Source organism: Idiomarina sp. UBA3162 (assembly GCF_002364475.1).
Taxonomy (GTDB): domain Bacteria; phylum Pseudomonadota; class Gammaproteobacteria; order Enterobacterales; family Alteromonadaceae; genus Idiomarina.
On the sequence record NZ_DEYI01000065.1, the window covers coordinates 19,696 to 34,878 of the forward strand.

The 15,183-nt window shown below is 47.6% G+C and carries 11 protein-coding genes; 4 read left to right on the forward strand and 7 right to left on the reverse strand.

Annotated features, from left to right (window positions below; genetic code table 11):
- Genes B2X00_RS08450 through B2X00_RS08460 form a run of 3 tightly spaced genes read right to left on the reverse strand, consistent with a single transcriptional unit; the run spans nucleotide 1 to nucleotide 6,788 of the window.
- Nucleotides 1–3,207 carry an efflux RND transporter permease subunit gene (locus tag B2X00_RS08450; RefSeq protein ID WP_290487147.1) on the reverse strand — a complete coding sequence of 1,069 codons (3,207 nt, stop codon included), beginning with the start codon at nucleotides 3,205–3,207 and terminating at the stop codon, nucleotides 1–3.
- Nucleotides 3,200–4,201 carry an efflux RND transporter periplasmic adaptor subunit gene (locus B2X00_RS08455; RefSeq protein ID WP_290487148.1) on the reverse strand — a complete coding sequence of 334 codons (1,002 nt, stop codon included), beginning with the start codon at nucleotides 4,199–4,201 and terminating at the stop codon, nucleotides 3,200–3,202. The genes B2X00_RS08450 and B2X00_RS08455 overlap by 8 nt, the downstream gene beginning before the upstream one ends.
- Nucleotides 4,202–4,241: 40 nt before the next feature.
- Nucleotides 4,242–6,788, reverse strand: coding sequence for an EAL domain-containing protein (locus tag B2X00_RS08460; RefSeq protein ID WP_290487149.1), 2,547 nt, complete (start codon nucleotides 6,786–6,788; stop codon nucleotides 4,242–4,244).
- 104 nt (nucleotides 6,789–6,892) lie between these two features.
- On the opposite strand from B2X00_RS08460, the gene greB reads away from it, so the two are divergent.
- On the forward strand, nucleotides 6,893–7,405 hold the full coding sequence (gene greB / locus B2X00_RS08465; protein WP_071462982.1) for a transcription elongation factor GreB: 513 nt from the start codon (nucleotides 6,893–6,895) through the stop codon (nucleotides 7,403–7,405).
- Between the two features lie 31 nt (nucleotides 7,406–7,436).
- Nucleotides 7,437–9,743: a Tex family protein gene (locus B2X00_RS08470; protein ID WP_290487150.1), complete on the forward strand. Its 2,307-nt coding sequence runs from the start codon at nucleotides 7,437–7,439 to the stop codon at nucleotides 9,741–9,743.
- On the opposite strand, the gene B2X00_RS08475 is transcribed toward B2X00_RS08470, so the two are convergent.
- From B2X00_RS08475 to B2X00_RS08485, 3 genes are read right to left on the reverse strand one after another with little or no spacing between them, the layout of a single operon-like run.
- A complete protein-coding gene (locus B2X00_RS08475) occupies nucleotides 9,740–10,435 on the reverse strand; it encodes a putative metalloprotease CJM1_0395 family protein (protein WP_290487151.1) in 696 nt (231 codons plus the stop codon). The genes B2X00_RS08470 and B2X00_RS08475 overlap by 4 nt on opposite strands.
- Before the next feature lie 6 nt (nucleotides 10,436–10,441).
- Nucleotides 10,442–10,744 carry a hypothetical protein gene (locus tag B2X00_RS08480; RefSeq protein ID WP_290487152.1) on the reverse strand — a complete coding sequence of 101 codons (303 nt, stop codon included), beginning with the start codon at nucleotides 10,742–10,744 and terminating at the stop codon, nucleotides 10,442–10,444.
- 57 nt (nucleotides 10,745–10,801) lie between these two features.
- Nucleotides 10,802–11,935 (reverse strand): fatty acid desaturase, encoded by a 1,134-nt coding sequence (locus B2X00_RS08485; protein ID WP_290487153.1) that lies wholly within the window; start codon nucleotides 11,933–11,935, stop codon nucleotides 10,802–10,804.
- Nucleotides 11,936–12,113: 178 nt separating this feature from the next.
- Between B2X00_RS08485 and fabR the strand changes: the two genes are divergently transcribed.
- Nucleotides 12,114–12,743: an HTH-type transcriptional repressor FabR gene (gene fabR, locus B2X00_RS08490; protein ID WP_290487154.1), complete on the forward strand. Its 630-nt coding sequence runs from the start codon at nucleotides 12,114–12,116 to the stop codon at nucleotides 12,741–12,743.
- 28 nt (nucleotides 12,744–12,771) lie between these two features.
- Nucleotides 12,772–14,790 carry a S9 family peptidase gene (locus B2X00_RS08495; protein WP_290487155.1) on the forward strand — a complete coding sequence of 673 codons (2,019 nt, stop codon included), beginning with the start codon at nucleotides 12,772–12,774 and terminating at the stop codon, nucleotides 14,788–14,790.
- 53 nt (nucleotides 14,791–14,843) lie between these two features.
- Here the strand turns inward: B2X00_RS08495 and B2X00_RS08500 are convergent.
- Nucleotides 14,844–15,183, reverse strand: a 340-nt coding sequence (locus B2X00_RS08500; RefSeq protein ID WP_290487156.1) for an ABC transporter permease, incomplete at its 5' end; no start/stop codon positions are given.

A 15,183-nucleotide genomic window follows, 5' to 3' on the forward strand; every position in this document is an offset into this window, starting at 1 on the left:
TCAATCTTGCGCCAAAGAACGACTATCTGCAAGCCAAGGAAATAACGCATAGTAAAGTAAAGGCACCACTAATAGCGTCAGTAATGTTGATACAGCCAGACCGAAAATTAGCGAAATGGCTAAGCCATTAAAAATCGGATCGCTCAAGATAAAATAAGCGCCCACCATTGCTGATACTGCGGTAAGCGCAATCGGTTTTAAACGCACCGCGCCAGCTAATACGACCGCTTTCTCTAACGCCATACCTCGGGCAATACGTTGCCGGATAAACACCACTATCAGGATTGAGTTACGCACGATAATGCCCGCCAGCGCGATCATGCCAATCATTGATGTCGCGGTGAACTCTTTGTCCAATAACCAATGTCCTGGCAAAATCCCTACCAAAGTCAGTGGTATGGGCGACATAATGATTAGTGGCATTAAGTACGAGCGAAATTGCGCAACCAGCAAAACAAAGATCATGAAAATACCCACACTATAGGCAATTCCCATATCACGGAACGTTTCATAGGTGATTTGCCATTCACCTTCCCACTTGATGGCAACAGGCCCTTCGGCATTGGGCTCGTTAATAAAGTACTGCTCAGGCGCATCGGGCATGGCAGCGATTTTATCAACCATCGCTAACATGCCGTAAATAGGCGAGTCCGTCTCACCTGCCATATTACCTTGCACATAGGTGACGGGGCGCAAATCTTTGTGATACACGCTGCCCTGCCATTGTTGTTGCTCAAATTGGGCAAAGCTGGATAAGGGGATTGGCTTGCCTGCATTATTGACCATAGGCAAGCTGAGCCAGTCATTCTGGTTTGCTCTCAATTGTGTCGGAATTTGAAGCCAGATCGGCACCGCATACTTGGCGTAGGGATCGTCTAAATACCCCAAAGGTTGGCTACCACTCAGCGTATTAATTGCCCGAGCAATTTCTGCCTGTGTCAGTCCCGCTTGCGCCGCTGCCACGCGATCAATCGTTAATTGCCACTTAGGTGTCGGCTCGGTCAACGACGTATCGACATCGACCACGCCAGGCACTTCGTGCATCACTGTTTTCAACTTTTCTGCGAGTGCAGCCTGCGCTGCCAGAGTGCCACCATAAATCTCGGCTACGATAGGCGCAAAAACAGGTGGTCCTGGGGGCACTTCAACCACTTTTACACGGCCACCATTGCGGCTTGCGATTTCGGCTAAAGAATCACGAATCGCGATGGCTATCGTATGGGAATCACGCTCACGGTTAGACTTATGCTTTAACTGAATCTGTATGTCGCCTTGATAAGGTGCGTTACGCAAATAATATTGCCGTACTAAACCATTAAAATTAATCGGACTCGCTGTTCCAGCATAGCGCTGCCAGCTCTCTACCTCTTCAATGTCTTTCAAATAATCAGTCATTTCACCCAGTACACGCTGTGTTTCTAATACCGAAGTAGACTCCGGCATATCCAACACAACCTGTAACTCAGACTTATTGTCGAAAGGAAGCATCTTTAAGATAACCGCCTGATTAGCTGGCAATAACATACTACCAATCAATAACGCGAGAATACCCAAACCTAAAAAGAACCGGCGTTTCCGATAATTAGTACCAATGAAGGCGCCCAACACTCGATTAAACACCTTCATGACACTATCAGGCGCACCATCCTCAAGTTCTGTATCTGTGCCTATACTGTGTCGTTGGTTTCTAAGCAATCGCAACGCCAACCAAGGTGCAACTATAAACGCCATGAGCTGCGAGAACACCATACCTGCAGACGCATTAATCGGAATAGGACTCATGTAAGGCCCCATCAAACCTGTTACAAATGCCATCGGCAATAGTGCAGCGATAATCGTTAATGTCGCCATAATTGTTGGCGAGCCGACTTCGTCAACCGCCTGTGGAATCAGTGATTTAGCGGATTGACTTGAGAGCCCTAGTCGGCGATGGATGTTTTCGGTAATGACAATCCCATCATCCACCAAGATACCGATCGAAAAAATCAGTGCAAATAGCGATACGCGGTTAAGTGTGAAGCCCCAGAACCAACTGAAAACCAGCGTAAAAAGTAACGTGACCAAAACGACAACACCAACAATCAGCGATTGCCGCCAACCCATGGTGAGTAAAACTAATACGATAACCGATACCGTTGCCGATATGAGATCAGTAATGAGTTTGGTCGATTTCTCAGCGGCCGTTTGACCATAATTACGCGTCACTTGGACATCGATATCTGCAGGGATCAGTCGGTTTTGCCAACTCGCCAAGTTCGCGTTGACTGCATCAGCAACATCTATTGCATTCTCCCCTGGCTTTTTGGCGATACTGATTGTGACAGCCGGCGTATCGGTTTGGTGACCAGAACTGAGCACTGAGTGTGACGTTTGCACATCTGCGTAGCTAATGTTAGCAACGTCATTTAGATATACAGGCGCATTGTCGTAAACTGCAACAACGACACCTTTTAAGTCTTCTATTGAACTCAATGGCTGACCCACTTGCATTGGGATTGACTGACCATTGGTCACAACGCGTTGCTCAGCGCTTACTAAGTTACTTTGTTGCAGCGCTTGCTGAACCGCAGCCACTGACAGCTGATAACGCGCAAGTGAACTCGGCTGTAGGGTTAGATTAATCGAGCGCGGTACGCTACCGAGCGTTCGAATGTCGCGTGTGCCAGGGATTTGCTTCAACGCTATTTCAAGTCGATGCGCCACGGCAGTCAGCGACTGAGCACTTTTGGGCTCTCCTTTAGCGCGTAGCGTGAGTGTCATTATAGGTACGTCGTCAATGCCTTTAGGTTTTATAATGGGTTGTGCGACACCCAACTCGGTCGGGAACCAGTCGGCATTTGACTGCACTTTATTATAAAGACGCACCAATGCTTGCTGTCGGGAGAGACCTACTTCAAACTGAACAGTGATAATCCCCATACCGGGCTGAGCCACTGAATAAACATGCTCAACATCGGACATTTCACTCAATACCTGCTCGCCAGGTGTGGTAATGAGGCTTTCCACTTGCTGGCGACTCGCGCCAGGAAATGCCACCATGACATCCGCCATCGTGACATCGATCTGAGGTTCTTCTTCCTTCGGAGTCACCCAAACAGCGATCACTCCCAATACGACAGCCAGTAAAATAATGAGCGGTGTGAGCTGAGAGTGTTGAAATATACGTGCAATATGACCCGATGGGCCGAGCGGCTCAGGCTTACTCATAACGAATCCGACTCCAGTCTTGAGCCACGCGCTCACCTGGGTTGAGACCCGCCAGTATCTCGACATGGTCTCGAGTGATGCGCCCTGTATATACTTGCCTTAGTTGCGGAGTGTTGCCCTTATCGAGGACATACACCGCACGCAATTCCCCATCAATATGCACAGCAGAGCGGGGCACTTGAATAACATCACGCTCACCGATTTTTAGCCATACATCGACCGCAGAACCCGGTAATAGTCGCAAGCCTTGTGACGGCACCAGCATTCGCAACTTAAAACTATGACTTGGCTGCTGAGCATAGGGAAAAAACGTGAGTGCTGTCGCAGTGATAGATACGCCATTATCCAGTTGGATCTGCGCCGCAGAAAAGTCCCGTGCTAACGTATTAAATTGCTGAGGTACGTCTGCTACCACCCGCAATTGCTCGAGTGACAAACCTGTGATGAGTCGCTGTCCGGGTTGGACTGATTCGCCTAAATCCACCCAGCGATCAGTGACAATGCCGGCATAAGGTGCGGTGACGCGTGTATAGGATAACTGTTTACGCGCTTCTTCGAGTCCTGCCTTAGCTTGCTTAACCGACGACTGTGCGCGTTCAAGCGCTGTCTTTGCTTGATCCAGTTCCGAGGTAGATACCGAGTTTTGTTGGAACAACTGTTGAACGCGTTGAAACTGCTTTTGATTCTGATCTAGCGTTGCTTTTGCACTCGCGAGTTCCGCCTCACGTTGTTGTAAACGTGCTTGTTGCTCGGAGTCGTCTAACCCTACAATCAAGGCGCCTTGCTCTACGGTATCGTCGACATCGTACGGTAACTCAACGATCGTTCCCGCCGTTTGCGCAGAGACTGTGGAACGTTGAGTCGCCTCTACTACACCATTGATTTTCAGCCACTCAGGCTGTTGCTCAACGGTCACCTCAATCGTTTGTTGAGCAAGGCTGTTGAAGCTCGCAACCATGGCCAGCGCAATCAAGAGGAAACGTAAGGTTCTCATTTTAACCTCTTACAATATGTTTTTAGATATAATGATAATATCAGTCTTTTTGCCAATGCGCTAGCGGTTCAGGGCGTCCTAAATAAAACCCTTGCAGTTGATTACAACCCAATTCGACTAAGCGGTTCTGCTGCTCTTTAGTCTCCACGCCCTCAGCGATAGTTTCGAGACCTAAGCCGTTGGCTAATGCAATGACCGTTTTAACAATCGCCTCATCACTGCGGTCGGTCAGTAAATCTTTGACGAAACCTTGATCGATTTTCAACCGTCTGAGCGGCAATAGCTTGAGGTAAATCAACGATGAGTAACCCGTTCCAAAATCGTCCAAAGCAAACTGAATTCCCGTCGCAGATACATCTCTCATCAGCTGAGCCACTTCATCGATGTCGTCAATAAGCACACTTTCGGTTATCTCAAGCTCAAGGTGTCGAGCCAAGCGAGGTTCTGCATCAATACGTTGTTTAAGATCGTGTAAGAAGTCACTCGCTCTAATTTGGCTCGCGCTCACGTTAATGGCCACGACCCAGTTATCATCAGTGAAACAGTGACCCAAAACGTCCATATCTTGAGTAACTCGGTCCATCACCAGATGATGCAATTGCGACATCAGTCCATTCGACTCGGCTAATGGAATAAACTCGCCCGGTGAAACATAACCGTGTTCATCATCATGCCACCGCAGTAACGCCTCAAAGCCAATGCACCGAGTTTCCCCGGTTTCCGTTTGACGGTACTGGGGCTGATAAGCAAGTGATAGTTGCTGATCGGTGATCGCTGCTTTTAATGAATCAAGGAGTACTTGTCGTTGGTTAAACTCTTGTTGCATCCGCTCATTAAAGAACCGAATACAGTCACCACCTGAAACTTTCGCCTGCTGAACCGATAAGTCAGCCGCCTTCATGGCCTCGAGGTAGTCTTTGCAGTCGGCCAAACTAACCAATCCAAAGCTAAATGACACTGACAGTTGCGTGTCTGCTATCCAAAATGGGGCTTTAAGCTTTATAACAAGCTGGTTCAGCCACTCGTCTAAATCAGACAAACCCCGCTGACCATGGATTGATTGGCTCAGACAATAAAACTCATCGGCGCCGAGCCGGCCAACAATCTCATCTTCTTTACAATGAGACTTGATGCGCTCACCTACTTGTGTGAGTAATTGGTCACCGACATCGTGTCCGTAGCGATCATTAAGCGTCTTAAACTGATCAATATCGACGAACATCAACCAATCCGATGGGGCAAAGCTATTTTTTGAGTATCGTTCCGCTAGGTTGTCGATTAATGTGCGTCGGTTCCCTAAATTGGTTAGGGGATCAAAGTTGGCGAGTTTCTGCACTTCCGATTTTAACGCTTCATACTCCGATACATCGGTCGCAATACCACAAATACCGATAAGCTTCCCGTCAGGTGCCGTTAATGGCACTTTTACTGACCAGAATAGTCGTTCCTCACCCGTTTGTTGATCAACATGCTGTTCCTGATAGGCGAGTCGCTTTCGTGTGCTCAGCACATGGCGATCTTTTTCATTAAGGAAGTCTGCCATCGGCTTTGAAAATAGTTCATGATCATTTGAGCCGCTGATTTGCTCCAATGGCATACGTAATAAGTCAGCGCAGCGCTGGTTTGCATACTGATAGTTTAAGTCGCAATCTTTAATAAAGATGCAGGCATCGACACTATTCAAAATGACTTCAAGACGCTTTTCGCTCACCGCGAGTTGTTGTGTCTTTTCCTGCACTCGGCGCTTCAGCATGCGGTTGAATATAATAAAGCCAATGGTTAACAACACCAGTAGGCTCATCACATACCATATCCACTTGGGCAGCTCAATCAGCTTGGTAGCGGGCTCGTAACTGTCAAGTATCTGATAATACGCTGAATCACTATCAGCCTTGAGCGCGGCTAACGCCTTGTCGATACTATTGAGTACTTCCTTGTGAGTACCTTTTGCAACGGCGTAATAGAGTTCTGTCGGCATAAATACGATAGGCGTACTTTCGAGCGCTTTGTCCACCACATAGTTATCACCAAAAAATTGATTACTCGCAACAGCATCCACTTGTGCATCTAATAGCTGCTGAAAACCACTTTCAAAACTTGTGACGGGTGTCAAAATAAGCGGCGTATCAAAACCCGTCGCAATATCAGTCAAATAACTCTGTTGAACAGAGCCATCGACCACGGCAATGCGTTTGTTTTCTAGATCAAAAATATCGCGAATATTTGCGCCTGAGCGGGTATAAATTTTTGACCAGCTCAGTAGTGCAGGCTCGGTGTGAACAGAAATAAACGAAGCACGATCTTGCGTCATCGCCACATCAGGCAATATATCTATGTGTCCCTCCTTGAGTAAGGTTAAGCAGTCAGCAAACTCGCACACTACTGGCTGAAGTTGCCAACCTTGCTGCTCGGCGATATGGCTAAGCAAGTCGCCGAGAATCCCCGATACTTCTCCCTCATCGGACTGAAAAAGTTTGGGTGGATTGTCATACACCCCAACTTTCAGATGCTTTACGGAATCAGCAAAGACATCGCTCGCGGGAACGTATAAACTGAGACAAAGAAGAAACGTAAGTATTATGCGCAAATGACAGATACCTTTGCTTAATATCATTTTTGATGAATAAAAATCACACTTATGTTGCGATCGTGCATATTTATTATTCTATATATAACATTCATTAAAACATTATGAAAACGAATCTTATCACTCGAAATGGCTTCGATAAGTTGCAACAAGAACTGAATCATTTATGGCGTGTTGAGCGCCGAGAAACTGTTGAAAAGGTCTCTTGGGCTGCGAGCCTTGGTGACCGCAGTGAGAATGCAGATTACAAATACAATAAGCAAAAGCTGCGCCGCATCGATAGCCGGATTCGTTATTTGAGTAAGCGCCTTGATCAGCTCAAGGTGGTCGATTATTCACCTCAACAAGATGGACAAGTATTTTTTGGTGCATTTGTTGAGATAGAAGACGAGCAAGGTACAATCCGTCGTTTTCAGATTGTTGGGCCTGATGAGATTTATGACTCGAAAGACGTAGTCTCGATCGATGCGCCGATGGCAAGAGCACTTTTAAAGAAGCATGTCGATGATGAAGTCATCGTTGTGACCCCGAAAGGCGAGCAATGTTGGTTCATTAATAAAATACAGTATCACGCCTTTAGCGAAACGGATTGCAGTAACGCAAAGCCGAGCCAATAGAGGCCAGTTGGATTTAGAAGTAGAGTAACTTATGGAAAGAATTAGTCAGCAAATCGCGCAGGAACTCAGCGTACAAGAAAAGCAAATAACAGCAGTTATCAAATTGCTCGACGAGGGTGCCACCATCCCATTTATTGCGCGTTATCGTAAGGAGCTCACCGGCGGCCTTGATGACACGCAACTGAGACAAGCGCATCAACGCCTGAATTATTTAACGGAATTAGAAGAACGTCGCGGCGTTATCTTGCGTTCAGTCGAGGAGCAAGGAAAGCTCAGCGATGATTTAGCCGCCAAAATTAATGCGGCAGATACCAAGACCGAGCTCGAGGACCTCTACCTACCTTATAAACCCAAACGTCGCACCAAAGGTCAGATTGCGATTGAAGCAGGGCTTGAACCCTTAGCCGACCAGCTTTGGCACAATCCAGACTTAACACCTGACGAAACCGCTAACGCGTACCTCAATACAGAGCACAAAATTAATGAGCCAAAAGATGCATTGGATGGCGCTCGAGCTATCCTAATGGAACGGTTCTCGGAACAGGCTGAGTTGCTAAAACAGCTAAGAAACCACTTATGGACACATGCTCACTTACGCGCTCAAGTAGTCAAAGGCAAAGAAACAGAAGGTAGCAAGTTCCGCGATTATTTTGACTTTGCTGAAGCATTTAACCGTATACCATCGCACCGCGCACTCGCTCTTTTTCGCGGTCGAAACGAAGGCGTCTTACAGTTATCGTTGGATCCAGCGCCCTCGCTAGAAACACAGAAAGATGCCGACGTTGAACAGATGATTGCTGAGTTTGTCGGGTTCTCCGATCAACGTCGACCCGCTGATGCTTGGCGCGCCCAAGTGGTACAGTGGACGTGGAAAGTAAAACTATCGCTCCATCTAGAAACCGAACTCATGGCACGTGTACGTGAGCATGCCGAGAGCGCAGCAATTCAAGTTTTTGCAAATAACTTGGCTGATTTGCTCATGGCCGCGCCAGCGGGTGCCAAACGCACGATGGGTCTCGACCCGGGCGTTCGCACCGGGGTGAAGGTCGCAGTTATCGATGAAACGGGTAAGGTACTCGATACTAATACTGTTTTTCCGTTTCAACCGCAGAACCAAAAAGACAAGGCAATGCGTACCTTAGCCGGACTCTGTAAACAGCATAAAGTGGAGTTGATTAGCATCGGTAATGGTACCCACTCACGCGAGACCGATAGCTTGGTCGCCGAGATGCTGAAAGCGAATGCCGATGTTAAAGCGGCCAAGGTAATGGTCAACGAAGCAGGTGCTTCTGTCTATTCTGCATCGGAGCTCGCTGCGCAAGAGTTTCCGAACATGGATGTTGCTTTGCGTGGTGCAGTGTCAATTGCCCGTCGTCTGCAGGATCCGCTGGCTGAACTGGTTAAAATTGAACCGAAGTCGATCGGTGTGGGTCAGTATCAACACGATGTTAGCCAGGCGCAACTGGCTCAAAGTCTCGATGCCGTTGTTGAGGATTGCGTAAACGCTGTCGGCGTTGACGTTAATCGTGCCTCAGCAGCGCTCTTGCAACGCGTGGCAGGCCTATCCAAAACGTTAGCCAAAAACATCGTTGAGTACCGTGATACACATGGCGCTTTTTCTACTCGTAAAACCTTGATGGACGTTCCACGCATGGGACCTAAAGCGTTTGAACAAAGTGCCGGATTCATGCGCATCAATGAAGGCCAGCACCCGCTGGATGCGTCATCTGTTCACCCCGAGTCTTATCACATTGTCGAGTCAATGGCTGACAAAGCAGGCATCGCCGTTGATCAGCTCATTGGTAACAAAACAGCGATTGACCAACTCGATTTAAATGCTTTTGTCACCGAGACGGTCGGCTTACCGACGCTGCGAGACATCGTTCGCGAACTTGAAAAGCCCGGGCGTGACCCTCGCCCTGAATTCAAAACCGCACAGTTTAAAGAAGGTGTAGAGAAAGTCGCTGATCTTGAGCCCGGCATGCTGTTAGAAGGGGTCGTCACCAATGTTGCCAATTTCGGTGCATTTGTGGATATTGGCGTACACCAAGATGGTCTTGTTCACATTTCTGCGCTCGCCGATACCTTCGTAAGTGATCCTCGTGAGGTTGTGAAGGCAGGTGATATCGTAAAGGTACGTGTTGTTGAAGTTGATATTGATAGAAAACGTATCGGCCTCAGCATGCGCAAACATGATGATGCAGCACCTGCGAAGAAGACTGATAAGCAGGGCAAGTCATCGGCGACGGCTAAAACCAAAAAGAAACCTGTAGATAAAGCATCATCTGCGATGGGTAGCGCGTTTGCCGATGCCTTCGCTAAAGCGAAAAAAGATTAGGCAGACACCCTAAAGCCCGGGTCGGCACTCGGGCTTACCGCTTTGCTGTAGCGTGCGCCCACTACGGTGCTAGCAGATTCTTTAGATTGTTCATCCGCTGAAGGTGATTCTTTATCGGCTGCAAAGCTAGGCTGTGCTTGCTGGCTTTGCTCAGGGTTGAGTTGCTGCTGGGCTAATTCAGCACGAGCTGCCGATGCTTTTTGGGTTGCCTCAGAGGCAATAGAACGGTCAGCACTTGAAGGTTCAGCCGGTGCCAGTGCAGCTCGCTTAACAATGGCCATCTTATCAATTGTGGCCTGCGGGTCACCCTCCACCACACTGACATCAATTTGCACTTCACCCGCTACGGCATACGATTTTCCATCACTACCGCGTTCATATTCATAACTAGGTGCTCCAGCATAGCGCCCACCTGCTGCCGCATGCGCTTGCTCGTGCACACGCACTTCTTGGTCGCGTTGCTTTAACTCCTGCAACTCTTGCGCTGCTTGCGCCTCCTCGCTATTGGACGGCTTCGATGGGCGTTCTTCTGCTTTGCCTGACTTATCATCGGCTTTCGATTGCGACGTCTGCTCACCCTCAACTGACTCGGGTTGCTTTACTGCAGGACGCTGTTGATTGTCACCTGCTAGCTGTTCACTAGCAGGTGCTGTAATCGGGGGATAAGGAGGTAACGCAGGTGAGATATTCAAAGATAATCACACCTTGGTATCGATTAAAGTACCCAGTACTTCGTCAGCTGTTTCGACGCTTCGCGTGTTAGCTTCAAATACTTGTTCGCCTTGCGCTAAAGAAACCAACGAATCAGTCGCCGTGTTAGCTGGAACACTGTTAAGCGTCTCACTCGCAGTTTCCGAGCCATTCACAGAATCTGTGTCGGCTTGCTGCCAACGGGCATTACTATCCTGAGGATTAGCGAGTTCTGCACTAGCTTCAGTGACTTGCTGACTTGCTCGTTGCATACCCTGCAAACCCGCAGATAACACATTATTAATATCCATGAGCACTCCTCAATTCAATTAAGTATGTGCTCATTATTGTTGATTTTTTATTCAGATTCAAGCGTAACGCTTAATCTCGGTCAGCAATGAACGCCAATGCCGTTGTTGTTCCTCAAGATTTTCCTTGAGTTCATCAATACGCTCTTGCAAACCGTCAAAGTGCACCTGCTCTTTCAACTGCTTCGCCTTTGCATCTAACAGTTTCTTACGTGTTTGATAGTACTCGCGCAAACAGGTTGCCATCTGCTGATAGTGTTCGTGCGCGCTATCGATTAACACCTGCGGTGCTGACTTCGCTTTTTTCGATACACGCGTTAGTTGCATGGTCAACTTAGCACGCTCAATTTGGTAACCCGATGTGCGCTTCAAGTCGCTTGTCAGTCCAAGGTACGATAGACCACGGATCAACCACTTTGTTGGGTCAAATTGATACCAACGGATACCATTTCGATAATCCGCCGAAAAGATATGGTGGTAGTTATGATAGCCCTCGCCAAAGGTCAAAAAAGCGAGCACACCATTATCCCGCGCGGTGTTTTTATCGGTATAAGGTTGCGAGCCCCAAATATGGGCTAGCGAATTAATAAAGAATGTGGTGTGGTGATTGAGTACAAGACGCAACACCCCTACAACCAACAAACCACCTAATACGTCACCGATCATCCAGCCAAATAACAACGGCCAACCAAAGTTAGTGATCAAAGTGAGTGACAAGTAATGCTTGTGTTGCCACATGACAATCGGGTCTTCTTGTAAATCTTTAACGTTGTTGTAATCGCTATAACGACTAGCTTGATACTCGCGTAACATCCAACCGATGTGCGAATACCAAAAACCACGCTTCGCTGAATAGGGGTCTTTATCATTATCGTCGACATGCGTATGGTGCACACGGTGATCGCTTGACCAGTGCAACACACTATTTTGCAACGCAACGGCACCGCCAATTGCGAACAGGAAACGCACAATAGGGTGCGCTTTATAAGCCTTATGAGACCATAAACGGTGATAACCGGCGGTGATCGAAATGCCTGCGAAACAGGCCGTTCCTATCATCGCCCACCAGAGACTTGAATCAATGCCATGTACATAGGCATAAACAGGTACACCGACCGCCGCAATGGCGAAGGTGATTGCGAACACCCAAACGTTCAACCAGATGATTGGGGGTTTTGCATTAATCGAATTCATTCGTAACTCACATTTAGTTAATTCTTACCACGCCAGGTAGTTCCAACTGATCTTTACAGAACAGCTAACACCTGTACGCTGAATTCTACTTCTTTAATAAAAAAACTCAAGCAATGATTGTCTTTTAAGCTATGTTATTATTCTATTTAAGATATGAAGCACAGTTTTGGACACTATTTTGGAAAAAGCCCAAACGCTCGGTGTGCGAGCGCAACAAAAAGAAAAAACCAGACGCGCTTTAATTAACGCCGCAATGAACCAGTTGAGCGCGGAAACCGGCTTTTCAAGTCTGAGTCTTCGCGAAGTTGCTCGTGAAGCAGGTATCGCCCCCACCTCTTTTTATCGCCACTTTCGTAATATGGATGAGCTCGGACTCACGCTAGTCGACGAGTGCGGTTTGACGCTTCGACAACTGCTTAGACAAGCGCGTCAGCGTATTGACAAAGGCGGCTCGATTATTCGGGTTTCAATCGAGACGTTCATGCAATTTGTGGCTGACAACACCGCTATTTTTAGACTGCTATTACAAGAGCGTACAGGGCGCTCACGTGAATTCCGTAAGGCAGTTGAGCGTGAGCTCGAACATTTTAAAGCCGAACTCATTGAATATTTACGTGACGAGCAAGGCTTTAGCGCTCTACTCGCTGACTTACAGTCTGATGCGATCGTAAAAATTGTATTCAGTGCAGGTGCCGACTGCTTCGACGTCGATGATACCCAACGGCTTCAGATCGCAGAACAAACAATACAACAAGTGCGTCTTGTCGCTCGCGGTGCAGAGGCTACTCGACGTGCTAAAGTAGAATAAATTACAACAACCTTAAATGGAGAACACCATGATAGCGAGAACGCTCGGAGCTGTCAGTTTGTTGGGCTTGGCTGTAACAGGACAGGCTCGCGAAATGACATTAATGGAGACGGTTACAGCCCAATCGGTTGTCGATGTCAACCTATCCCCTAACGGTCAATTCACGGCTATTACCAAGTACTACCCTGCGCGCCCTTATACCGACAAGGACGACAGTGGTAAAACCGAATTAGTTATTCGGACGAGTGATGGTAAAGAAACAGTTTATTTGAGCAAAGATGAATCTTTCTCTGACGTTGAGTTCGGCCCTAACAGCGAATATGTTTACTTCACCGCTAAGCGTGAAGGTGATGATTACAGCGAACTCTATCGTATTCCACTCGCCGGTGGTGGCGTCCAATCAGTGTACGAATTCGATGGCTCAATCACAGCGTACGATTTAAGTTCAGATGGTCAGTCACTCATTTTTCTTTCAACGGGTAGCAGCGACAAAGACGCCAAAAAAGAGGCTGAGTACGGTTTCAAAGCAGAAGTCTACGAAGAGGATCTCACCTACCGTCATTTATACCAAGTCGACTTGAACCAAGCCGATGCAGAAGCCAAGCAAGTGACGGCTGATGATGTTCAGGTCATTTCTGCTCAATGGAGTCCAAATGACGAGCAACTATTGGTGCGCACCGCGCCAACGCCGTTAGTAGATGATCTTTACATGAGCAGCCAATACCACATCATGTCTTTAAATGGTGAGACTGTTGCAAGTATTGCTACTGAAGGAAAGCTGGGCAAAGCTGAGTTTTCACCAAACGGTCAGTATGTTGCATTGATCAGTGCCGCTGATTATAACGATCCATCAGCCAGCGTACTCAAGGTATACAATACGCAAGACGCTACCATTCGTCGTGTACTACCCGATTACCAAGGTTCAATCCAAGACTTTACCTGGCGTACTGAGCAGGAGTTAGTTTGGCTAGGTCACCGGGGCACCGAATCAGAAGTCAAAGCGTTAACCTTGCAGTTCCTGGAGAATCGTGACTTGATTGACGCGGGTGAAGCGATCTTTACCGGTTTAGACGGCGCTGCTGGCGTGGATAAAATTGTATTGCGAGGCAACCGCCCTGCCCATCCTAATGAAGCATTTGAGTTTACCTCGCGTGGGTTAGACCGTTTAACCGTTTCTAACCCATGGTTAGAAGAGGTGACAATGCCTAAGCAGGAAACAATCACTTATAAAGCTCGCGATGGTCTTGAACTCGAAGGAATCGTTGTTTATCCAACTGACTATCAAGAAGGTGAAAAATACCCTTTGATTATGGTTATTCATGGAGGTCCTGAGTCACATTACTCTAACGGCTGGTTAGATCGTTACTCGTCGCCAGTGAAACATGCGGCTGCGCAAGGTTACGCGTTATTCTTCCCTAATTATCGTGGTAGCACAGGCCGTGGTGTGGAGTTCTCTAAACTCAGTCAAAATGACTACGCGGGTAAAGAATTTGACGATATTGTTGATGGCAAACAGCATCTTGTCGATATGGGTCTAGCTGATGAAGCTCGCGTTGGGATCACGGGTGGCTCTTATGGTGGTTACGCTTCAGCTTGGGGTGCGACCGCTCAAACTGAACACTTTGCCGCAAGCGTGATGTTTGTTGGTATCAGCGATAACCTTTCTAAGTTTGGTACGACCGATATTGCCAAAGAAATGAACGCGGTACACGCTCGCAGCTATCCTTGGGACAAATGGCAATGGTACCTCGAGCGTTCACCTATCTATCACGCAGAAAAAGCGCGCACGCCTATCCTTATTATGCATGGCAAGGAAGACACTCGTGTGCATCCATCGCAATCAATGGAGCTTTATCGTTACCTTAAAACGCACGGCAATGTACCCGTCCGCTTGGTGTTATACCCAGGGGAAGGACATGGTAACCGTCATATGGCAGCGCAACTCGATTATAGCATTCGACTGATGCGCTGGATGGACTCATTCTTAGTCGAACAAGCAGAAGACAAACCGCCTTTTGCTATCGACCATATTGAGCAAATCAAGTAAGTCTTGAGCATCATAAAAAACGCCGCATTGTGCGGCGTTTTTTAGTTTAAGCATTAGCCTCGTATGGCATTCCAAATATCTTTCCAGCTAGGTTCTTTGCCATAGAATTGTATCCCCATAGCAAACAGACGAGCCGCCACGTTCCGCATCCAGATAAGACTGACCACTAACAACGCTAAACTGAGGCCTATTTGCCACCAAGCGACATCGGTTTGTGCCAAGCGCGCAGGCATCATCATGAATGATGAAACGGGTAAAATACTCATAATTTGTGCGAGTGTCCCGTCTGGACTATCGACAACGCTAAAACAAAGAAATATAGGCAACAATGGGATGAGCATAAACGAGCTACGCGATGAATGATTCGGGTCGTCAATCGTTGCTGAAAAACCT